Raw genomic sequence first — 19,876 nt, 5'->3', positions numbered from 1 at the left:
GGACCGGCCGTCCGGCATGTAAATATGTGGCAGTTCTTGGCAGTAAACATGGTGGAGTCGAAGTTTTGGCCGGGTCGCGGGCGCTGATCGCGCGCATTGTGGCGGTGTTCGCGCTGCTGTTCTGCGCTGTCGTCGCGCTGCGCGGCCATATTCCGGGGATGCCGGAAAATCCGGCGGAAGGTGCCGACGGCGCCCCCGCCGTGCTGTCCGTCGTCCTCATGCCCGTTCTGCTCACCGTATCGATCGTGGTGCTGCTGGCCGGGGTCATCGCCAGCCAGCACCGGCTGCCGCTGGCCATGCCCGATCTGGACGCCGACGAATCCGAACAGACCTGGCGGCTGGGTCGGGCCGGGGTGATCGTGCTGTTCGTGCTGGCCGTCGCCGGAGTACTGGCGTCTATCGTTTTCGCCGTCTATTTCATCGGGTTCCAGCGTCCCGGCGAGGCGGTTCCGACGGCGCCGGAGCAACGGTCCGAACAACCCGCCCCGCCTGCTGTGCCGCCCGGTATGGAAGAGGACGAGCCGGTGCTCACCGGCACCGGGCTGATCTTGGCCAGCGCCGCCGCCGCGACCCTGGTGGCCGTGGCGGTGACCGGACTGGTCGTGGTCACGGTGAACACCCAGCGCCGGGAACGCACACCCGAATCCGAAGAGGCCGCGGGCATCACCGGCGAACAGTTGCGGGAAGAAACCCTGTCCCTGGTCAAAGCCGCCGAGATGGGTCTGGCCGCGATGAACGCCCCCGGCCAGGACCCGCGCACCGCGATCATCGCCTGCTATCTGGCGATGGAACGCGGTCTCGTCCACGCCCGCGCCGCCGCGCCGCTGGCCTCCGATACGCCCATGGAGGTGCTGGCCCGGGCCTTCGAGCACGGTGCCCTGCACGACGCCTCCGCCCGCGAACTGGTCGCGCTGTTCGAAGAAGCCCGGTTCAGCCCGCACGCCATGCTGGAGTGGCAGCGGATGCGCGCCGAACAGTTGTTGCGTGTGGTGCTCTCCGATCTTCAGGGCACGCCGATACCCGATGCCGCCGATCCGGAATCGCCCGGACAGCCGGCATACCTGTCCGGCGGGACGGTGGCCCCATGACTCGGCCCTGGATAGTGGTGACCGCCATCCTCGCCGTCGCCGTCGTCGAAATCGCGGCTTATCTGCGGGCCCGGGAATTCATGCTGATGGCCGCAGGGGTGCCGGTGGCGATCGCGCTGTGCTGCTTCGTCTGGGTACTGCTGCGCCCGGAGCAGAAAGCGAAGGAACTCGCCGACGAGATGGAGAACGGGCCCGCCGAAATGCTGCGCCACTGGCATGCCCGCGCCGGAATGCTCGTCGACCGCGCCGACGGGAACCGCGCCGACTGGGATCGGCATCTGCGCCCGCTGCTGGCCAAGGAGTTCCAACTGTCCGCCGGTTTGCGGGTCAGCAAGAACCGGCGGGCGCTGGAAAGTGCCGGTATCCATCTGTTCGGCGCCGACCTGTGGCGCTGGGTGGATCCGGCGGATTCGGCGTTGCGTGACCAGAACACGCCCGCGCCGGGTCGTGCGGCTCTGGACGAGATCCTGAGCCGCCTGCAAAGAATGTGAGATGGGTCGACGCATTGCGAGTAAACACATGACGATGCCCCTGGACGCGACTGTCCAACGCACCGAGGCCGTGCTCCGGGAGGTCTCCCGGGTCGTGGTCGGTAAACGCGACGAGCTACAGCTCATCATGATCGCGATCCTGTCCGGCGGGCATGTGCTCATCGAGGATCTGCCCGGCCTGGGCAAGACATTGATCGCCCGCTCGTTCGCGGCGGCGCTCGGCCTGGATTTCACCCGGGTGCAGTTCACCCCCGATCTGCTGCCCGCCGATCTGCTCGGCTCCACCATCTACGACATGTCCACCGGCCGTTTCACCTTCCGCCGGGGCCCGGTGTTCACCCATATGCTGCTCGCCGACGAGGTGAACCGCACGCCGCCGAAAACACAGGCGGCCCTGCTGGAGGCGATGGCCGAGGGACAGGTGAGCATCGACGGCGAAACCTTTCCGCTGCCGCAGCCGTTCATCGTGCTGGCCACCGACAACCCCATCGAATACGAGGGCACCTACCCGTTGCCGGAGGCTCAGCTGGACCGTTTCGCCATCCAGTTGCGTATCGGGTATCTCTCCGAACTCGACGAAACCGAGATGATCCGGCGCCGCCTGGAACGTGGTGCGGTGCAGCCGCGGGTACAGCAGGTGGTGGACGCCAAAGACCTGCTGGAGATGCGGCACGCGGTCGAATTCGTTTCCGTGCACCCGGATGTCGTGGGGTATGTGGTGGCGCTGGCTTCGGCGACCCGCGGCCACGCACAGGTGGAGGTCGGGGCCAGTCCGCGATCGGAACTGGATCTGGTGCAGATGGCGCGGGCTCGGGCGCTGCTGAACGGGCGCGACTACGTCATCCCCGAAGACGTGAAAGCCCTCGCCGTGCCCGCGATGGCGCACCGCATCACCCTGCGGCCGGAAATGTGGGTGCGCCGGATCCGCGGGGAGGACGTGATCGGCGAACTCCTGCGCCGGCTCCCGGTGCCGCGCGCCGCCACGCCATGAGACACCGCGATGCCACCGCCACCGTGGAGGCGAGGCTGCGCTGGCGCCCCGCCCCGCTGACCTATCTGCTCGCCATCGCCTCGGCGGTAGCGCTGTTCGGCGCGGTGATCTCGGCCAGCTGGCAGCTGGTGGTGTTCGCCGCGCCCATGCTCGGGGTGCTGGCCAGTGCGCCGTGGCAGGTTTCGCGCACCCGGATCCAGGTGGACGGCGGCGGCACCCAGCGGTGTTTCGAGGGCGAGGAGGTCACGGTCAGCATCGCCGCGTTCGTCGACCAGGGGCATGCGCTGTTGCGTTGTAAACCGGTGGTGACCGAGGGGATGACGGTAACCGTCGACGAATCGTCGGATTCCGGGCCGGCGCCCGCCGGGTTGCGGTTGACCGTTTCGGCGCAGCGGTGGGGCCGCTACCCGGTCTCGGTGCGGGTGAAAGCATTGAGCCCGGCCGGGATGGCCCTGGCCACCGCCACCTTGCCCGCCGGTGAAATCTTCGTCTACCCGGTCACCGACCCTCAGCGAATACCTCTGCCGCGCACCGAACTGCCCGAACGACTCGGTGTACACCTGACCCGCCGGCACGGCCCCGGCGTGGAATACGCCGATATCCGCGCCTATGCCCCCGGTGACCAGCTCCGCATCGTGAACTGGCCGGTGAGCGCTCGCCGCGGCCGGCTGTATGTGACCGAACGCCTGACCAACCGTTCCGCCGACGTGGTCGTCCTGGTGGACACTTCTCAGCAGGCACCCGGCCCGGCCACCGACGCGCTCGAACTATCCGTGCGCGGCGCCGCGCAGGTGGTGCAGTCCACGTTGCAGGCCGGCGACCGCACCGCCGTGGTGTGCCTGGGCCGGTCGCCGCGCTGGCTGCGTCCCGATATCGGCCGCCGCCAGTTCTACCGGATCGTCGACACCGTCCTCGATGTCGGCGACGAACACATCCCCACCACCGGCACGCTCGCGCCGTGGGCCGCGGTCCCGCTCGGCGCGGTCGTCGTCGCGTTCTCCACCCTGCTCGACACCCAATTCGCGCTTGCCCTGATCGACCTGCGCAAACGCGGTCACGTGGTGGTGGCGGTGGATGTGCTGCGCGGCAGCCCGTTCACCGGCGAACTCGACCCGACCATGGAAAAGATGTGGCAGCTCGAGCGGATGTCGATGTACCGCGATATGAGCACGGTCGGGGTCGATATCGTCGGCTGGGCGGCCGACACCCGGCTCGACCAGACCATGCGCCTGCTGCCTCGGCACCGGCGGATGATGCGGGTACGCCGATGACCAAATTCCTCGCCCACCTCTCCGGAACCCTGCTGGTACTGCTGGTCGCGCTGATCCAGCCGTGGGCGGCCCCCGCCGCGATCATCCTGGTGATCGTGGGCTGGTGGTGGCGCCTCGCGGCCGTCGGCGCCGTGCTGCTGGTGATCGGAGTTCTGGGTTTGTCCGACACCGGGCTGACCGCGGCCGCCTCCGCGGGCCTGGTCGCCACCACCTACCTGCTGAATATCGCTACCGTCACGGCCCCGCGCGGGGTGGTACCGACAACCCTGCCCTCGGTGATCGGGGCCGTCGTCTGGACCGGCGCCGCGGCCGCCGCTGCCGCGCTGCCCATCGAACTGGCGTGGTCGCCCGTGATCGCGCCGATCCTGGTGATTCTGCTGTCCTCGATCCTCACCTACAGCATCACCGCCACCCGCCGCCGTCCGGCGAATCCGGTTACCGGATCCGGCGCAGGCCGCCCGAAGCCGAGCTGACCGGGATACCGGGGGCCGCCGGCCCGGATCGGCTGCGCGGCTCCGGTCGAGCAGGACACCGACAGCCGTCCGGTTCAGCTGCGCGGTTTCCGGTTGACGAGCGTGATGTCGCCGCCGTAGTGGTCGAGGACCCGGGGATCCATCACCCTGCGCCACAGCGGGGGGACGGCGGCGAGCAGGACCATGGTGGCGTAACCGAACGGCAGCTGCGGGGCCTCCGCCGAGCTGCGAAGTGTCTGATAGCGGCGGCCGGGGTTGGCGTGGTGGTCGCTGTGCCGTTGCAAGTGGAGCAGGAACACGTTGGTCACCAGGCGGTCGCTGTTCCAGCTGTGGCGTGGTGAGCATCGTTCGTATCGGCCGTCGGGCCGGCGCGCCCGCAGCAATCCATAGTGTTCGAGATAGTTCACCGTCTCGAGCAATCCGATGCCGATCACGGCCTGCAGGACCAGAAACGGGATGATGCCGGGTCCGAACACGAGAATCATCACCCCGAACAGCGCAACGCTCATGGACCATGCCCGAAGCAGTTGATTGTCGCGGCACAACCATCTTTTCCCCTTGCGGGACAGACGATCCCGTTCCAACATCAGCGCCGAACGGAAACCGCCACCCACGCTGCGCGGTATGAACGCCCACAACGACTCGCCGAAGCGGGAGCTTGCCGGATCGCCGGGGGTGGCGACCCGGACGTGGTGGCCGCGGTTGTGCTCCACGAAGAAGTGACCGTATCCGGACTGTGCCAGGGCGATCTGCGCCAGCCGGCGTTCGAGGTGTTCGGCCCGGTGGCCGAGCTCGTGGGCGGCATTGATCCCGATACCGGAAACGAGCCCCATCGTGACGGTCAGCCCCAGTTTGTCGACGAGCTGTAGCTCAGGACTCGACCACATATATCCCGCGATGACCAGGCCGGTGAACTGGATCGGCAAGAAGAGAAATGTGCACCAGCGGTAGTAGCGATCGTTGGACAGGGCCGCGTAGTCCTCGTCTCGTGGGCTGCTGCCATCGCAGCCCACCGCGATATCCAGGATCGGAATCACCCCGAACACCACGATCGGGCCGATCCACCAGAACAACGCCAGCCCCGTGAACTCGACCAGTTGCGCCGGAAGCAGCGCGCAACCGGGCGCGACGGTACTCAGAATCCACAGATAGCGTTTGGGATCACGCGCGCTCGCACGTCTGAGTATCGCCAGATCCCGCGCCCGCGACCAGCCGGCGCCGCGGGATCGGGACAGTCCCGCGGACTGATCGGGGCGCCGGAGCACCGGAACCGGTTTGGTTTTCACCGAATCATGGCAGGGCCGCGCAATTCACCGGGGCCGGCACACCGGCCAGACGATCGGTCACCCACGGCACCGAGGTGGTCATCGACGGGAAGAACGCCACATCGTGAGTGCTCAGGAATCCGGCTATGGGCGGCACGGAGGCGTCCACCTCCAGCTGTACCGGCGTACCACCACCGCACCAGGCGGCGGCGATACCGCGGGATGCCGGAAACATCTCGTCGTTGCGCGCCGAGTAGATACGCACCGGCACTGCGGGCGCCGTCCCGCCGAGCCGCTGCTCGTCGAAGGCCTCCTTCAATTCCGGGGTGTTTTCGATCACCGCGGTGATCGGCTGTCCACTGGTGGTCCAGCGCGACGTGTGCTGCGGTTGCGTGAGGGTGTTCGAGAGGCCGCCGCCGCATTTGCCGATCGATTCGTTCAGGATCGCTTTACCGGTGTCGTTCAGGACGGTCTCGAGTACCGGCCGGGTTTCGGGGTAATCGGCGGCGATACCGTTGAGGATCCACGCGATGGCGGGCGCGACGCCGGGAAGGCCGTCGCTGCGCGCGATATATTCCGCGGGACCCACCGGAGGCCCGCCGACGTAGGCGCCGCGCACGTTCAGCTCGGGGGCATAGGCCGGCTGCAGTTCGGCCGCGGCCGCGGCTGCCATCCCACCCTGCGAGTAGCCGTAGAGAACGACCGGCGAACCGGGGTGGAAACCGCTGCCGGGCAGATGCAACGCGGCACGGGCGGCATCGAGGACCGCGTAGCCCTGAGTTTTGCGATTGAGGAAGTTGTGGATACCGGGGGCGGCGAGATCGTGATAGTCGGTCATCACCACCGCCATCCCCTGGGCCAGCAGGTATTGGATAGCCATCACGTCGTATTCGAAAACCACATCGGCCGGCGGCTGGAACCGGACCACCTGTGACACCATCGCCGACGGTGCGCATTCGGGGCCTTGTCCCTGGGTGCCGCCCGCGTAGGCCACCAATGGGCGTTCGCCCGGGCCTCGCCACGGTGCCGTGGGCTCGAAATACGTCCCCACCACGGTGGTCGGCGCATCATGGGTATCGCTGCTGGTGTAAGTGAGGCGTGTCGACCGCACCGGTGTCGTCCCGGGGAGCCCGGGAACCGGCAAGGCGACCTGCGATACCTCGGTACGGACAATCTCGCCTCCGGCTCCCTGCGACTGCACCGGCCGCGGCTGTGCCCAGGCGGTCGGTGCGACCGCCGCGGCGCCGCCGACCATGAGAGTTCCCGACAGGACTGCGGCCCATGCGCGCTTCCCGCTCTTCATAGCGATCCCTTCTGCGTACGGCTCATCCCGGCAGCTATTGAACCGAAAGCGCCGTGGACGCGAGCACAACACCAAGGGCTTCGAGCAGAGAACGTGGCGCCTCGACTCAATAGATCTAGATCGAGTTGCGAGTATCGCCGTTCCAGCCCGGATTCGGGCGTATATGCACGTCGTGTCGCCGACGAATCCCGAAACCGGCTTCGGCCGGATAACTATTCGGAACCGGTTCCGGCAGCGGAGGAGGTATCGACGCGGACCTGACCGAACCCCTGGTCGAGTAGGGCTGTGCGGTCCGCCTGTCCGCCCGATCGCACCCACTCGCCGGATACTGCGTCGAGCACTGCGGTCGCCGCGTTGGTGAGCAGGTCCGCGGTGTAGGCGTCGATATCCGCCCCCGGGCGGTTCTGCAGTGCTTCGCTGACGCGCCGGCGCCATTCGGTTCGCCGGTGGTGGAGTCCGCCGACGAGCGCGGGCGTGGTTTGGATGAGGCGCAGGGTGGCGAGTACCTGCGCACCGGCGTGGATCTGGTCTTGCCAGGCCCGCAGGACATGGTGCAGTACCGTCCAGGCGTCTTCCCCGGCCGGCCGGGCGGCGATATCTGCGACGACCTGCTCTCCGGTGAGGTCGATGCCGTCGAAGACGACGTCTTCTTTGGTGGGGAAGTAGCGGAAGAAGCTGCGCTTGGTCATACCGGCCGCGGCGGCGATCTCCTCGACGGTCGTCTCGTCGAAACTCTTGCCGGCGAACAGGCCGAGGGCTACCTGGGCGATTTCCGCCCGGACCGCTCGGCGCGTTCGTTCGCGCAGTCCTTCGGTCATTCACCCAGACTACTTTGTGTCATACGATGGCTATAGTGACACCGAGTGACACGATGAACGGAGTGGTGGCTATGGAAGGCAAAACAGTGCTGGTGACCGGGAGTACCGGAGGGATCGGGAAGGAGACCGCGCGCGTCTTGGCCGGTCTGGGTGCCGGTGTCGTCCTCGTGGGACGGGACAAGGGCCGGGCTGCGGCGGCGGTGGATGAACTCCGCAGGTCTACCGGGAATCGCCACATCCAAGCGATCACAGCCGATATGTCCCGGCTCTCCGAGGTACGGCGACTGGCCCAGGAGGTCGGTGACCGGACCGGTGGAGTGGATGTGCTGATCAACAACGCGGGCGCGACGCGATCACACCGGATACTGACCGAGGACGGTCTCGAGACCGCGTTCGCGGTCAACGTGGTCGCACCGTTCTGTCTCACGCATTGGCTGATGCCGGCGCTGACGGCGGCCGGATCGATTCGGCGGCCGGCCCGGGTCATCAATATCACCGGCGGTATTCCGAGGGGGAAGATCGATCTGGACAATCTGCAAGGCGAGAAGTCCTACGTCGGCCTGTCGTTCTACAACCAGACCAAGCTGGCGCAGATGGTGATGAGCTACCGCTTCGTCCAGGAGCTCGACAGCGCCCGGGTGACGTTGAACGTGGCCTACCCCGGACACGCTTACACATCGATGAACAAGGGCCTCACCACCGGCACCTATCCACCGGCGGCTCGTCCGATCGTCCCGATCCTGCGCCTCGTGATGCCGATCGTCTACGGTCACCGGGCACTGCTGCGGGCCACTCGTTCCAGCGTGTACCTCGCCTCGAGTCCTGCGGCCGCCGGTATCCACGGGGCCTACCTCAACGCCAAGGCCGAGCGGGCCGGGTGGCCGGATGCCGTCTCGGACGTGACCGCGCGGAACACCATCTGGGAATTGTGCGCGCAGCACCGTGACAGGTTGACCACGCAGTGATCGGTCGCGAAGCGAGCACCGGGCGAGCCGCCGCGCCTCCCACGACTTTCCGGCCGCCGCATTAGCATCCATGGTCGTTGGTTTCGCAGGTTTCCGCAGATCGTCGGTGTACGGCTCAGGAAAGCAGGTCGATGAAAACCTTTTTCGCGCTGCTCGTCCGAATCGGCCTGGTATTCGTCTGCCTCGGCCTCGGTTCCGTGGCCGCTCCGGCGGCGTTGGCCCAACCCCGCCCCGCAACACCGGATCCCGTCCTGGTGATCGGCGGATTCGATGCCGACCAGGGGATCTTGGAAAAGCTGCGTGAGGCTTTGGACCAGTGGGGATACTCGGCTTTTTCCATGGTTCTTCCTGCGGTTCCGTCCCTATCAGGTGCGCCGACGGGTTCTGCGCCCATCGCCGAATCGGCGGGCGCGGTCGCGCAGGCCGTGGACGAGATCCGGCGGGAAACCGGTGCGGCGCGGGTCGACCTGGTCGGGCATTCCATGGGTGGGCTCGCCGCCCGGCACTATGTCAAGTTCCTGGGCGGCGGTGAATCCGCCGGAACCTATGTCGATTTGGGCACGCCGAATTCGGGCCAGTCGCTCGGTTTTCTCTGCTCCCTCTTCTGGCCCGGATGCCGGGATATCGCGCCGGGATCTCCTTTCTTGCGCGCACTCAACCAACCACCGGCCGTCCCGCCGGGGCTGGCCGCCTACCATCTGTTCTCCGAAGACCAAGGCGCGGAACGTGAACCGCTGCCGGGAGCGGTCAACGCCAGTGTCCAGGACTTCTGCCCGGGCCGGAACGTCATTCATCGCAACGAGCCACGCGACGGCGCGTTCCAGGAGCTGATCGTCTCGGCGCTGCGCGGGGGGCCACTCGCCACCACTTGCCCGAGGTAGGCGCCGCTCGCCGAGCACAGCATCCGCCTCCGGTCATCCCGCTGTGCGCGGTCCGGCGCGGCGACGGTGCCGGACCGTCATGGTGTTCGGCCGTTCGCAGCGCCACGTCCGGCACCGATATCGTGTGAGTCACCGGCTGCGACCGCGGCGAGTTCGCTGAGCCGGCGCAGCCGGAATTCTCGCGGCGTCTCGCCCATGGCCGCTTTGAACGCGGTGGAGAACCAGGACGCGTTGAAACCGCACCGAGCGGCCAGATCACCGATCGGCACGGTCGCGTAGGCGGGATTCTCGAGGAACGCGCACGCGGCATGCAGGGCTTCGGTACGCCGTAGATCACGGAAGTTGATTCCACTGCGGTGCAGGATGGTCCGTACCTGCCGCGGTGACCAGCCCAGCGCAGCGGCGACCGCGGGCAACCGGACATCCCGGTGGCCGATATTCGTCCGCACATAGCGCCGGACCTGCTCGGTCACCTCGCGGTGCCGGTTCTGTTGCGGGCTGACCTCACCGACCGCGAGCATGCACAACAGTTCGCCGATGCGCTTGCACACCGCATCGAATTCCCGCTCCGCCAGCGCCTCCCCTTCGGAATGCGTACTCCGGATGAGGCTGCGGGTGATCCGGCCCAGCCCGCTCGACATATTCAGCTCTGCGGTGGCGCAGCGATCGGTGAGGCCGTCGATTTCCGTGCGCGGCACCTGGAACGCGTAGGCAGACGAACGCGGAATCTGGAGAGTGCACACCGTATCGAGGACAGTGACAGCACCTCGGCCGGGTCCGGCGCCGGTGACGGTGCCGTTCTGGTACCGGACGGTGTAGGCCCCCCGCTCCGGGAGCACGATCCAGTAGAAGTCATCGCCGGCATTGCGCCGGATATGCGGCCTGGTCCGGGTCGATGTCCGGGCGCCGTGCTGATCCCAGCGCAACAGGCGGTAACCGGAGCTCTCCTGTACCGACATCGTCGCGCTCCACCGGTCGGTTCCGTGGTAGTCGTGATCCATCGGCATCAAACTGTCGGCGACAGTGGTCCACGCCGCCGAACTCCGCGCGCTGACGCTATAGAACTCCACAGTGTCTGTCCTACCGGATGACACCGCCGGCATCGACCGATCGCCGGCGGTTTCAGCGTGCTCCGCCGAGCGAGATCGGGATGGACAGGGGGCCGTTGGTGAAGAACGAGGGTGTGTAGTCGATATCCGCCGGGTCCATCACGAGTTGCAGATCCGGCAGCCGTCGATACAGCGAGGCCAGCGCCAGCCTGCCTTCGAGCCGGGCGAGCCCGGCACCGATGCAGTAGCGAGGTCCGTGCCCGAAACCGAGGTGCCCGCTCCGCTGCCCGCGCGTGATATCGAACCGACCGGCGGTCTCACCGTATTCGGCCGGGTCGACACCACATGCCTGGTAGACCACCCCCACCGGATTGCCCTTCGGAATCGCCACACCCGCGATGTTCACATCCGTCGTGGTGAACCGCCAGCTGGTCATCATCACCGAATGCCGGTATCGCACAGTCTCTTCGACGACGTCGGCCCACAGGTCTCCCGCTTTGGCCGCACGTAGCTGATCGGGATGCTGCGACAGCGCGATGATCGCGTGTCCCAGCATGTGCACGGTGGTTTCGTGACCGGCGACGAGCATGATCCACAAGACCGCCACCAACTCGTCGTCGGTGAGCTTGTCGTTACTTTCCCGTGCCTGGACGAGACCCGTGGTGAGATCGTCACCCGGCTCCGCCGACTTCCGCTGCACCAGCTCGTACAGATAGCCCTGGAGGCCGTTCTGCGCTGCGAAAGCCTGCTCCGGCGAACTGTTCTGCGCCAGCAGGGTCGCCGTCCATGTGCGCAGCTTGTGCCGGTCCTGCTCGGGGATTCCAAACAGTTCGCAGATCACCGCCATCGGCACGGCTTCGGTGAATGCGGGCACGAGATCCACTCCGTCACCGGCGGCCACCACGTCGTCGAGTAGTTCGTCGATGATTTCCTGGATACGTGGTTCGAGCGTCGCCACGCGGCCGGGCGTGAATGCCTTGCTGATCAAGCCGCGCAGGCGCCGGTGGTCGCCACCGTCCTTGGTGGACAAATGATCGCCCTGCACCACCGCACGCAACGGCCAGTCCTGCGGGATGACTCCGTTGTGCAGATCGGGCCAATGCCGGGGATCACGGGCGAATGTGCTGTTGTCACCGGCGAGAATCTCGCGAACGGCCTCGTGGGTCAACGCGAGATAGCCGGGTACGCCCCCCGGAAATTCCACCTGGACGACGGGCGCGATATCGCGCAGCCGGATGCAGGTGTCGAGTGGACTCTCGTTCACGGCAGGGAAGGCAGGCAGTGCGGTCGACACGTTGATTCCTTTCGACTGGCCCGGCCGTCACCGGACGTTCGCCCAGAAGTATCACTCCGCCGCGATCGGTCTGCCCTTTCTCGGCTACGACCGTGCCCCGAACCCGAAGCTAACGGGCGGTAACCCGAAAGCCGCTGCAGCCGAATCCGGTACGTGGCGCATTGTGGTTGCGACCCGCCGATTTCCCGGGGGTGCGGTACGACGCACGCGTGAACGGCCGGGTACGAAGACGTGTGGCCGGCGACCTCATCGAAGTCGCCGGCCACACGGTGCAGAGGTCCTACTCGGAGTAGGTGAGGACCACGTCGCCCAGCACCGGCGCGTCGTCGCGGTCGACGGCCGTGGCACTGATGGTCAATTTGCCCGGTTCCTGCCAGATCCGCGATCGCAGCGTCTCACCGGGGAACAACACCCCGGCGAACCGCGCCTTGAACCCGGTGACCCGCGTCGCCGCCGAGTCCAGCACCGTATCGGTGGCGGTTTTGCAGATGATCCCGTACGTGCACAACCCGTGCAGGATCGGTGCCGGGAACCCGGCGCCCTTGGCGAATTCCGGGTCCGAGTGCAGCGGGTTGCGGTCGCCGCAGAGGCGGTAGAGCAGGGCCTGCTGCGGCAGGGTCGCGGTCGTGATGTCGAAATCCGGGTCCCGCTCGGGCAGTTCGGCCTTGTTGCTGGGGCCGCGTTCGCCGCCGAAACCGCCTTCGCCGCGGGCGAAGATGGACGACCGTTCGGTCCACAGGGCTGCACCGTCGGAGCCCGTGATGGTGAACTCCTGCACGATCACCGCATTGGAGCCCTTGTCCCAGATCTCGCTGATCCGGCCGGTGCGGGTCGCTTTACCCGAGGCGGGCAGCGGCCGGTGCACCTGGATCTCCTGCGCACCGTGCACGACCTTGGCGAGGTCGATATCGACGCCGGGGAATTTCACCTTCGGCGGATCGGTATCGCGCAGCGTGTGCGCGACAGTGGCGAAAGTGGGCAGGACCTGCGGTTCGCGATCGTCGAGGTAGCGCAGTTCGGCGGGTTCGGTCCAGCGGTGGCCCGCGCCGATGCCCAGGTGGTAGAGGGCGATATCGGAAGCAGTCCAGGAGAACTCCTTGCTCGGCAGTTCCGCGCCGAGCGCTACCTGTGGATCGATGGGCATAACTTCTCCTCGGCTCAGGCCTCGGCCGGTGACGCGGCGGACCCGGCCTTCTTGCGGTCGATGATGTCGTGGACGGCGAGGTAACCGAAGGCGATGGCCGGGCCGATCGTCGCGCCGGGGCCGGCGTAGGTGTGGCCCATCACCGGGGTCGACACATTGCCGGAGGCGTAGAGGCCCTCGATCGGGGTACCGTCCTCGCGGAGTACCCGGGCCGCGGTATCGGCGACGAGACCGCCCTTGGTGCCGAGATCGCCGGGCACCATCTTGGCCGCGTAGAACGGGCCCTGGACCAGCGCGGCGAGGCACGGGTTGGGTTTGACGGTGGGGTCGCCGTAGTAGCGGTCGTACTGGCTGTCGCCGCGGTTGTAGTCCTCGTCCTTACCGGATTCGGCGAATTTGTTGAATCGTTCGACCGTGGCTGCCAGCTTATCGGCGGGGACCCCGATCTTCTCGGCCAGTTCCTGCAGGGTTGCGGCCTTGACGATCAGATCGTTCTCCATCCAGCGTGACGGGAACTTCAGGCCCGGCTGCAGGCTGGCGAACATGTACCGGTTGCGGTAACGCTGATCGAACACCAGCCAGGTGGGGATATTCTCGCCCGGACCCTCGCCCTGCCCGTATTCACCGCCGTACATGGTGTGCACGGCCTCCACGTAGGGTGCGGATTCGTTGCCGAACCGCTCACCCTTCGGATTGATCATGATCGAACCGGGCAGATTGCGTTCGGACAGCGCGAACCACGGCTTACCACCCTTGAAGATGGTCGGACCCCACCAAGCGTCCTCCATGAAGCCGATCGCGGCGCCCGCGTCCATACCTGCGAGGATGCCATCTCCGGTGTTGGTGGCGGCGCCGGTTGTCCACTCAGTGGTAATCGGTTCGCGCTGGTACTTGGCGCGCATCTCGGCGTTGTGCTCGAACCCGCCGCTGCCCAGCACCACACCGTGGCGGGCGGTGAAGCGCACCTTTTCGCCGTTGTGGGTGGCTTCGACGCCCGTGACCTTGCCTTCCTCGATCACGAGTTTGTTCATCGGGGTATCGAGCAGCAGGGGCACGTTCGCTTCCATCAGGCCCTTGCGCATACCGGCGATGATGGCCTGACCCATCACCATCAGGTGCTTGCGGGTGAACTTGGCCCAGTAGGTGCGCACCCCGACCCGCAGCGCCCGGATCATGCCCTTGGGATGGCGGCGGATCAGGTTCAGCCGGACGAAATCGGCCTGGGTTACGGCGACGTTCAGTGGAGCCTTGGAGTAGGGCGGGTGGATCTTGAAACGTTCGTCGCCGAGGACCATGGCGTTGAACGGTTTGGGTTCACAGGAACGGCCACCGGCCCGGCCGCCGGGCGCTTCGGGGTAGTAGTCGGAGTACCCCTTGACCCATTCCATCTTCAGTGGGCTGTGGTCCAGCACGAAGTCGAGGGCTTCCGCGCCGCGGTCGATATAGGTATCGATACGTTCGGCGGGCACCACGTCGCCGATGATGCTGTGCAGATACCTGCGCGCTTCCTCGCGGTCGTCGGGACCGCCCGTCTCGCGCAGGGCCTTGTTGCCGGGGATCCACACCCCGCCGCCCGAGCGCGCGGTGGACCCACCGTAGTACGGCGCCTTCTCCAGGATCACCACACTCAGCCCGTTGTGCGCGGCGGTGAGGGCGGCGGTCATCCCGGCGGCGCCGCTGCCGACCACCACCACATCGTATTCCCGATCGTTCATGTAGAACACGTTATAGAATGAGGGCGCTGTTGGTCTATGTTGTGTGGCAGAAGACTTGCTATGCCGCGTATAACGCAGCGAAACTCGTTTCAATTCTGGTGGAGTGGCTCGATGGCGCAGGAATGGGATCTGACCGCGGACGTGGTGGTCGTCGGATACGGTGCGGCCGGAGCGGCGACGGCGCTGCAGGCCACCGAGGACGGTGCGCAGGTACTGGTCCTGGACCGGTTCACCGGCGGGGGAGCGACCGCGCTGTCCGGCGGCATCATCTACGCCGGCGGCGGCACCTGGGTGCAGCGAGCGGGCGGGGTCGAGGACACTCCCGAACAGATGCTCGCCTACCTGGAGCGTGAGGTCGGCGATGCGGTCGCGCCCGCGACCCTGCGCCGGTTCGTCGACGGCAGCCCGGCCATGATCGACTGGCTGACCGGGCACGGAGTGCCGTTCGAGGCGTCGCTGTGCCCGTACAAGACCTCGTACCCGAACAACGACTACTACCTCTACTACTCCGGTAGCGAGATCTCCGGCGCCTTCAACGACATCACTCCCGCCCAGCGCGGCCACCGAGTGAAGGGGTGGGGTACTTCGGGAAAGAAGCTGTTCGCGCCGCTGGCCCGGTCCGCGGCGAACAGGGGCGTCCGCGTCGAAACGCTCACCACGGCGACCGCGCTGCTAACCGACGACACCGGTGCCGTGGTGGGGGTGCAGTGCCGCACCCTGCGCGATGCGCCCGCGCAGGTCCGCGCGCGCTATATCCGGATGGCCGCCATCGCCGCCAAACCCGGCATCTACTACCCGCCCCTGCGCCGCGTACTGGAAAAACAGCTCGCCCGCCTCGACCGCCGGTACGGCACCATTCTCCGAGTACAGGCCCGGCGCGGTGTGGTTCTCACCGCGGGCGGTTTCATCGCCAACCGGGAAATGGTGCGCGCCCACGCCCCCGCCTACACGAACGGGCTGCCGCTGGGCAGCTCCGGTGACGACGGCAGCGGTATCGAAATGGGTCGCAGTGTCGGTGCCGCCACCGCCCGGATGGGCAACGTCTCGGCGTGGCGGTTCCTGCTGCCGCCGAGCTCGTTCACCGGTGCGCTGCTGGTCGACGGGAAAGGACAGCGGGTCATCGACGAGACCCGCTACGGCGCCGCCGTCGGTGACGCGCTGATCAACCGCCACGACGGTATCGGTTTCCTGCTCGCCGACGAGGAACTCATGCGCAAGGCCATCTCGCAGATCGGCCCGCAGGCCGCCTGGTTCCAGCGGATGCAGTTCGAGGTCATGCGCCGGAAAGCCAAGCGAGGCAATACACTCGACGCGGTCGCGGCCGCCGCAGGCATCGATGCGCAGGGACTCCGGGAAACGGTCGCCGCACACAACAGCGCCTACGCCACCGGAGCCCCCGACCCGGTCGGCAAACCCGCCGAATATGTCCGTCCCGTCGGGGCCGGCCCGTACTGGCTGGTGGATGTCTCGATCAAACGAAGCCTGACCAACCCCTGCCCGATGTTCACCGTCGGCGGGCTGGTCGTCGACGAGGACACCGGCGCGGTGAAAGGCGCCGACGGCGCCGATATCCCGGGTCTGTACGCCGCCGGCCGCACCGCCGCCGGAATCTGCGTGAACTCCTACGTCAGCGGACTGTCGCTGTCCGACTGCATTTTCGCCGGCCGCCGCGCAGGTCGCAGCGCGGCAGGTGAGCAGTCTGCCGCCACCACGCCTGCTACCGCCCGTCCTGCCATGGATTGACGAGGGGCACAGCTGCCCGGAACCTCGCTGCACAAGGCCGGAAGAGCACTCTGCGCCCGGCTCGGGAGGGGGCGAAGATCTCGTTCAGGGTGGTGGCGGTGAGTACGCGCGGCATCCATGCTTCCAGTTCGTCGGTGTCGGCGGAGCGGACCCGGTGGACCGTCTCGGCGGGCGGCGTCCCGAATTTGGCGGCCAACAGTTTGAGCAGCATCCGAGCCGCCTCTTCAGCGCGACCTTCGGCGCGGAGTCGTTCTGCGGTGGTCACAGCTACCTCCTTGGCTCGCGGACCGAGCTGATTCAACAGGGCGTGCAGATCCTCGAGACCGGTATCGCCCTCCAGGAAAATGTCCTCGAATACCCGCGACAGGTCATCCACGGTCGACTCACTCAGATCGGCGAGAAAGGGTTTCAGATCGTGGCCGAGGTTCTGTTCTTGGCGGTGCTTCAACGGATAGGACAGGCATGTGTTTGTTTTGGAAGCGGAAATGCTTAAAATGGAGGCCGAATTGAGGAAACGGTCTGGGCCGAAACCGAGAAATATTTCACTTTGCGGGATCGGGATTCAGCGTCACTCGGATCTATGCCTAATGGCCTCAGTTTATCTTGCTCGATCTCCTCGTTGCGTCTCATGCTCATCCGAAGGTGAGTTCGAAATCTGCCTGTCCAGGTATTGAACCCTCTGTCACCTATGCTCCATCGTTGATGTTTCAAACCATTCGGCTTTGCCGGCAGCGCGGGCGGCTGTGTCGGATCTTCCGTCGATTCCGGGGTAACCGGTTCTACCGCCGCGTCGAGGAATCAACGACGGTCGATCACCTTCTGGAGGTCTACGGCCATTTTTGGAAATATTCATGAAATTTTGTCGGGTCGCGCGGTGTGGGCAGCTACTATTATCGCGCCATGGAGAGATCATGGGCACGAACTATGAATTCTTGTTCCTCTGTCGAAGCCGGGCTAATAACCCTTCCGCCTCGCTCCAAGACCACGATAGAAGGTGCCAACACTGACCCGACCAAACCTTTCAAAACAGGATGACTGCTCGAAAAATACGTTTCATACATAGCGTGGACGAAAATCTCGAACTTATCAATATTGATATCCCAAAAATCCGATGCTATTGCCGTCATTCCTGTCTCTGTTCCAAGGACGTCCGCGATGTCTTCTGCCATCAGCGTATAAAGCCTTCCAGCGCGCAAAGCTGGGCTCCAAACCGTCTCATCGTTGACATCGAATATGTAGCTCATTACGCCCACTCCAAGTGTATTTCAGTGTCGGGATGTTTCGCACGCAGGTCGCCAACAGCCTTCTCAACTGCTGCTTTGAACTGGGGATCAGCCCCAGCTTGCGTAAACCGGAGTCCGATTGGTGCCGTTTCATGGCCCGCGATATACTGGCGGGCTTCGAGGAAGGACTCCAACTTCTTGGTAACGTGTTTTTCTACCCATTTCTCGGGGTTAGGTGAACTGACTGCTGATTTCTCCTCCCATAGAACGCCGTTTTCTACGAGGTCTATATCGGTAATGGTACGTGAAAGATTTCCTGGTTCGTCTATCTTTACTTCTGTGTCTCCATCTTGCACATGATATTTCCCATCACTCCCCAGTTGCGGTCGCTTAGTGTCATCGAAAGTCACTCCGGCACTGTTGTTTTGCGCTTCGACTGTGTCTTCGGCGGTTTCGATGGCATCGTGGATGCGTTCGAGTTTGGTGCGGGTGTCGGTGGTGTTGCGGGTGAGCGCGACGACTTTGCGGACGCCGGCGATGGAGACGATGTGGCGGAGTTTGCGGATGGTGTCGTTGACGAGGTCGACGGCTTTGCCTGCGCGGACGGCGGTGACGGCGGCGCCGCCGACGCCGAAGGAGAGGAAAGAGGCGGCGACGGCGAAGGCGGCGGTGACCAGTACGTAGTCGCGGAGTTCTTCGGCGAACCAGCCGAGGACGTCTTGGAGGTCGACGCGCATCTTGTCGTGCGCGGCTTCTTGCGCAGCGCACTCGTTCGCAAGGTCGGTGAAGGTGGTGATGAGGTCTTCGGCGGCGGTTTTCATGGCCCGTAGGTCGTCGTCGATGGTGTCGACTTCCGGGGTGGTGACAGTCTGGAACAGTGCGGCGGCGCGTTCCAACTCGGCGGGAAGGTCGGTGACCTCCGGGGCGTGGGCGAGGGCTTTCCATACGGTGGCGGCGGTGTGGAGTTTGTCGGTGTCGCCGTCGGGGACGGGGAGGTCGAGGCCGATCTTCTCGGCGAGTTCGAGGCCGTCGTCGACCAGGCCGCTGCCGGGGCCGCCGGCCGAGGGTGGCGGGATGGGGCAGGATGAAAACGCCAAGGGTGGGCTGGGTGGTTTGGCCGGTGGCGGGGTGCCGGTGGTGGGATCGTGGTCGCCGAGAGCGTAGGTGTGGCCGATCTGGTTGAGGGCCGTGGTGTATCGGTCGGCGAGCATGGTGAAGGCACTGACGAGGTTGTTGGTGTCGCGGACCTTTTCGTCGTAGGAGATGGCCCACTCTCCGCCGGGGCCTACGCTGCCGGCCATCTCGTTGGTGGATTCCAGGGCCTTCAGTTGCTGGGCGTAGGTGGTGAAGAACGCGGCCGTGGCCTGGTTGACGATTTTCGCGGCTTCGTAATAGGTGGCCGGGTCGACGTTGATGTAGTTCATCGGCCGCTATCGCGGCCCGAGAATGCGTTGCACCGTATCGATGGCGGTGGTGTACCGGGTATGGGCGTCGATGGCGGCCTGGCGCATGGCGTCGACGCCCTCGCTCACGTCGGTGGCGCCGGTTGCCCATTGCCGGTAGGCGTCGGATTGGGCGCGGGCGGCGTCGCCGGTCCAGGTGTGTTGCAGGGCGTCCATGCGTTGCTGGAGGCTGGTGAGGCTGTCGTTGAGGAAACCGACGAAATTCGCGGCGCGGGCGGTGAGGTTGTCGAGTTGGTCGAGGTCGACCTGAAAGGCTTGTGAATCGTCGGGCACGATGGGTCCCCCCGGGGATATGGCTAAAGGTTCAGCGATGGGTAGCTCTGGGAATTGGTGTCATCTTGTTCGACGAACGATTCGGTGGTGACGCCCAGGAGTTCGGCGATGGTCGACAAGGCTTCCAGTACTTCGACTGCGCCTCGCTTGGTTTCATCCCAGCCCGAACGATAAGCGTTGGCGGAGTGACCTTTCCATACCGCGAGCACGGCGTCGATATCGGTGTCGAGAGAGTGCAGGGCGTTCACCAGTTGGTCGGCGGTGAGCTGCACGAACCCACCTGCGTCGAGGACGTGATCAGGAATGACCTGTAAGCCGGGATCCGGCGTCCCCTCTGACAAGACTTCCCCCCGAACTCATCGAACAATCGCTTGATCAACACTACTGGCACGGTGGTCTCTGTCAACCGGACGGATGTGACGCACG

20 protein-coding genes are annotated in these 19,876 nt (G+C 65.7%); 8 read left to right on the top strand and 12 right to left on the bottom strand.

The window, feature by feature from the left end:
* The first annotated feature begins 65 nt into the window (after positions 1-65).
* From IU448_RS12135 to IU448_RS12115, 5 genes are read left to right on the top strand one after another with little or no spacing between them, the layout of a single operon-like run.
* Positions 66-1,088, top strand: a complete 1,023-nt coding sequence (locus IU448_RS12135) for a DUF4129 domain-containing protein (protein ID WP_228812639.1) — start codon at positions 66-68, stop codon at positions 1,086-1,088.
* Positions 1,085-1,579: a hypothetical protein gene (locus tag IU448_RS12130; protein ID WP_195055657.1), complete on the top strand. Its 495-nt coding sequence runs from the start codon at positions 1,085-1,087 to the stop codon at positions 1,577-1,579. Before IU448_RS12135 ends, IU448_RS12130 begins: the two co-directional genes overlap by 4 nt.
* A 28-nt stretch (positions 1,580-1,607) precedes the next feature.
* The gene (locus IU448_RS12125; protein WP_195055656.1) at positions 1,608-2,570 is read left to right on the top strand and encodes an AAA family ATPase; all 963 of its coding nucleotides are present in this window, start codon (positions 1,608-1,610) and stop codon (positions 2,568-2,570) included.
* The gene (locus IU448_RS12120; RefSeq protein WP_195055655.1) at positions 2,567-3,841 is read left to right on the top strand and encodes a DUF58 domain-containing protein; all 1,275 of its coding nucleotides are present in this window, start codon (positions 2,567-2,569) and stop codon (positions 3,839-3,841) included. The genes IU448_RS12125 and IU448_RS12120 overlap by 4 nt, the downstream gene beginning before the upstream one ends.
* A complete protein-coding gene (locus IU448_RS12115; RefSeq protein WP_195055654.1) occupies positions 3,838-4,314 on the top strand; it encodes a hypothetical protein in 477 nt (158 codons plus the stop codon). The genes IU448_RS12120 and IU448_RS12115 overlap by 4 nt, the downstream gene beginning before the upstream one ends.
* Before the next feature lie 74 nt (positions 4,315-4,388).
* Here the strand turns inward: IU448_RS12115 and IU448_RS12110 are convergent, their stop codons facing one another.
* From IU448_RS12110 to IU448_RS12100, 3 genes are all read right to left on the bottom strand, one after another.
* On the bottom strand, positions 4,389-5,507 hold the full coding sequence (locus IU448_RS12110) for an alkane 1-monooxygenase (protein WP_416383005.1): 1,119 nt from the start codon (positions 5,505-5,507) through the stop codon (positions 4,389-4,391).
* A 97-nt stretch (positions 5,508-5,604) separates the two neighbouring features.
* Positions 5,605-6,882 (bottom strand): lipase family protein, encoded by a 1,278-nt coding sequence (locus IU448_RS12105; protein ID WP_195055653.1) that lies wholly within the window; start codon positions 6,880-6,882, stop codon positions 5,605-5,607.
* Positions 6,883-7,094: 212 nt separating this feature from the next.
* Positions 7,095-7,700, bottom strand: a complete 606-nt coding sequence (locus IU448_RS12100; protein ID WP_195055652.1) for a TetR family transcriptional regulator — start codon at positions 7,698-7,700, stop codon at positions 7,095-7,097.
* 35 nt (positions 7,701-7,735) lie between these two features.
* Between IU448_RS12100 and IU448_RS12095 the strand changes: the two genes are divergently transcribed.
* Both IU448_RS12095 and IU448_RS12090 read left to right on the top strand, forming a co-directional pair.
* Entirely contained in the window at positions 7,736-8,665 is a 930-nt protein-coding gene (locus IU448_RS12095; protein ID WP_324188576.1) for an SDR family NAD(P)-dependent oxidoreductase, read from the top strand.
* A 131-nt stretch (positions 8,666-8,796) separates the two neighbouring features.
* Positions 8,797-9,546, top strand: a complete 750-nt coding sequence (locus IU448_RS12090) for an esterase/lipase family protein (RefSeq protein WP_228812637.1) — start codon at positions 8,797-8,799, stop codon at positions 9,544-9,546.
* Between the two features lie 77 nt (positions 9,547-9,623).
* Here the strand turns inward: IU448_RS12090 and IU448_RS12085 are convergent, their stop codons facing one another.
* From IU448_RS12085 to kstD, 4 genes are all read right to left on the bottom strand, one after another.
* Complete coding sequence (locus IU448_RS12085; RefSeq protein ID WP_195055651.1) at positions 9,624-10,616, bottom strand: helix-turn-helix domain-containing protein; 993 nt, start codon at positions 10,614-10,616, stop codon at positions 9,624-9,626.
* 52 nt (positions 10,617-10,668) lie between these two features.
* Positions 10,669-11,889, bottom strand: coding sequence for a cytochrome P450 family protein (locus tag IU448_RS29575; protein ID WP_195055650.1), 1,221 nt, complete (start codon positions 11,887-11,889; stop codon positions 10,669-10,671).
* A 280-nt stretch (positions 11,890-12,169) separates the two neighbouring features.
* Positions 12,170-13,033: a MaoC family dehydratase gene (locus IU448_RS12075; protein ID WP_195055649.1), complete on the bottom strand. Its 864-nt coding sequence runs from the start codon at positions 13,031-13,033 to the stop codon at positions 12,170-12,172.
* 14 nt (positions 13,034-13,047) lie between these two features.
* Complete coding sequence (gene kstD / locus IU448_RS12070; protein WP_195055648.1) at positions 13,048-14,757, bottom strand: 3-oxosteroid 1-dehydrogenase; 1,710 nt, start codon at positions 14,755-14,757, stop codon at positions 13,048-13,050.
* Between the two features lie 102 nt (positions 14,758-14,859).
* On the opposite strand from kstD, the gene IU448_RS12065 reads away from it, so the two are divergent.
* On the top strand, positions 14,860-16,491 hold the full coding sequence (locus IU448_RS12065) for an FAD-binding protein (RefSeq protein ID WP_195055647.1): 1,632 nt from the start codon (positions 14,860-14,862) through the stop codon (positions 16,489-16,491).
* Here IU448_RS12065 and IU448_RS12060 read toward each other — a convergent pair.
* From IU448_RS12060 to IU448_RS12040, 5 genes are all read right to left on the bottom strand, one after another.
* Positions 16,466-16,939, bottom strand: a complete 474-nt coding sequence (locus IU448_RS12060) for a DUF4351 domain-containing protein (RefSeq protein ID WP_195055646.1) — start codon at positions 16,937-16,939, stop codon at positions 16,466-16,468. The genes IU448_RS12065 and IU448_RS12060 overlap by 26 nt on opposite strands.
* A gap of 442 nt (positions 16,940-17,381) precedes the next feature.
* Positions 17,382-17,735, bottom strand: a complete 354-nt coding sequence (locus IU448_RS12055; RefSeq protein WP_195055645.1) for a DUF6086 family protein — start codon at positions 17,733-17,735, stop codon at positions 17,382-17,384.
* Complete coding sequence (locus IU448_RS12050; protein WP_195055644.1) at positions 17,735-19,138, bottom strand: hypothetical protein; 1,404 nt, start codon at positions 19,136-19,138, stop codon at positions 17,735-17,737. Before IU448_RS12050 ends, IU448_RS12055 begins: the two co-directional genes overlap by 1 nt.
* A 6-nt stretch (positions 19,139-19,144) precedes the next feature.
* The gene (locus IU448_RS12045; protein ID WP_195055643.1) at positions 19,145-19,450 is read right to left on the bottom strand and encodes a WXG100 family type VII secretion target; all 306 of its coding nucleotides are present in this window, start codon (positions 19,448-19,450) and stop codon (positions 19,145-19,147) included.
* A 23-nt stretch (positions 19,451-19,473) separates the two neighbouring features.
* Entirely contained in the window at positions 19,474-19,791 is a 318-nt protein-coding gene (locus IU448_RS12040) for a WXG100 family type VII secretion target (protein ID WP_195055642.1), read from the bottom strand.
* Positions 19,792-19,876 lie beyond the last annotated feature (85 nt).

Source organism: Nocardia flavorosea (assembly GCF_015477805.1).
In the GTDB taxonomy this organism is placed as follows: domain Bacteria; phylum Actinomycetota; class Actinomycetes; order Mycobacteriales; family Mycobacteriaceae; genus Nocardia; species Nocardia flavorosea_A.
This window is presented reverse-complemented; position numbering and strand designations above follow the sequence as displayed.

Bases quoted from the DNA above. Each gene is read 5' to 3' on its own strand.
- IU448_RS12130 (WP_195055657.1), top strand. From the start codon at position 1,085: ATGACTCGGCCCTGGATAGTGGTGACCGCCATCCTCGCCGTCGCCGTC.
- IU448_RS12125 (WP_195055656.1), top strand. From the start codon at position 1,608: ATGACGATGCCCCTGGACGCGACTGTCCAACGCACCGAGGCCGTGCTC.
- IU448_RS12120 (WP_195055655.1), top strand. From the start codon at position 2,567: ATGAGACACCGCGATGCCACCGCCACCGTGGAGGCGAGGCTGCGCTGG.
- IU448_RS12115 (WP_195055654.1), top strand. From the start codon at position 3,838: ATGACCAAATTCCTCGCCCACCTCTCCGGAACCCTGCTGGTACTGCTG.
- IU448_RS12105 (WP_195055653.1), bottom strand. From the start codon at position 6,882: ATGAAGAGCGGGAAGCGCGCATGGGCCGCAGTCCTGTCGGGAACTCTC.
- IU448_RS12100 (WP_195055652.1), bottom strand. From the start codon at position 7,700: ATGACCGAAGGACTGCGCGAACGAACGCGCCGAGCGGTCCGGGCGGAA.
- IU448_RS12090 (WP_228812637.1), top strand. From the start codon at position 8,797: ATGAAAACCTTTTTCGCGCTGCTCGTCCGAATCGGCCTGGTATTCGTC.
- IU448_RS12075 (WP_195055649.1), bottom strand. From the start codon at position 13,033: ATGCCCATCGATCCACAGGTAGCGCTCGGCGCGGAACTGCCGAGCAAG.
- IU448_RS12065 (WP_195055647.1), top strand. From the start codon at position 14,860: ATGGCGCAGGAATGGGATCTGACCGCGGACGTGGTGGTCGTCGGATAC.
- IU448_RS12055 (WP_195055645.1), bottom strand. From the start codon at position 17,735: ATGAGCTACATATTCGATGTCAACGATGAGACGGTTTGGAGCCCAGCT.
- IU448_RS12050 (WP_195055644.1), bottom strand. From the start codon at position 19,138: ATGAACTACATCAACGTCGACCCGGCCACCTATTACGAAGCCGCGAAA.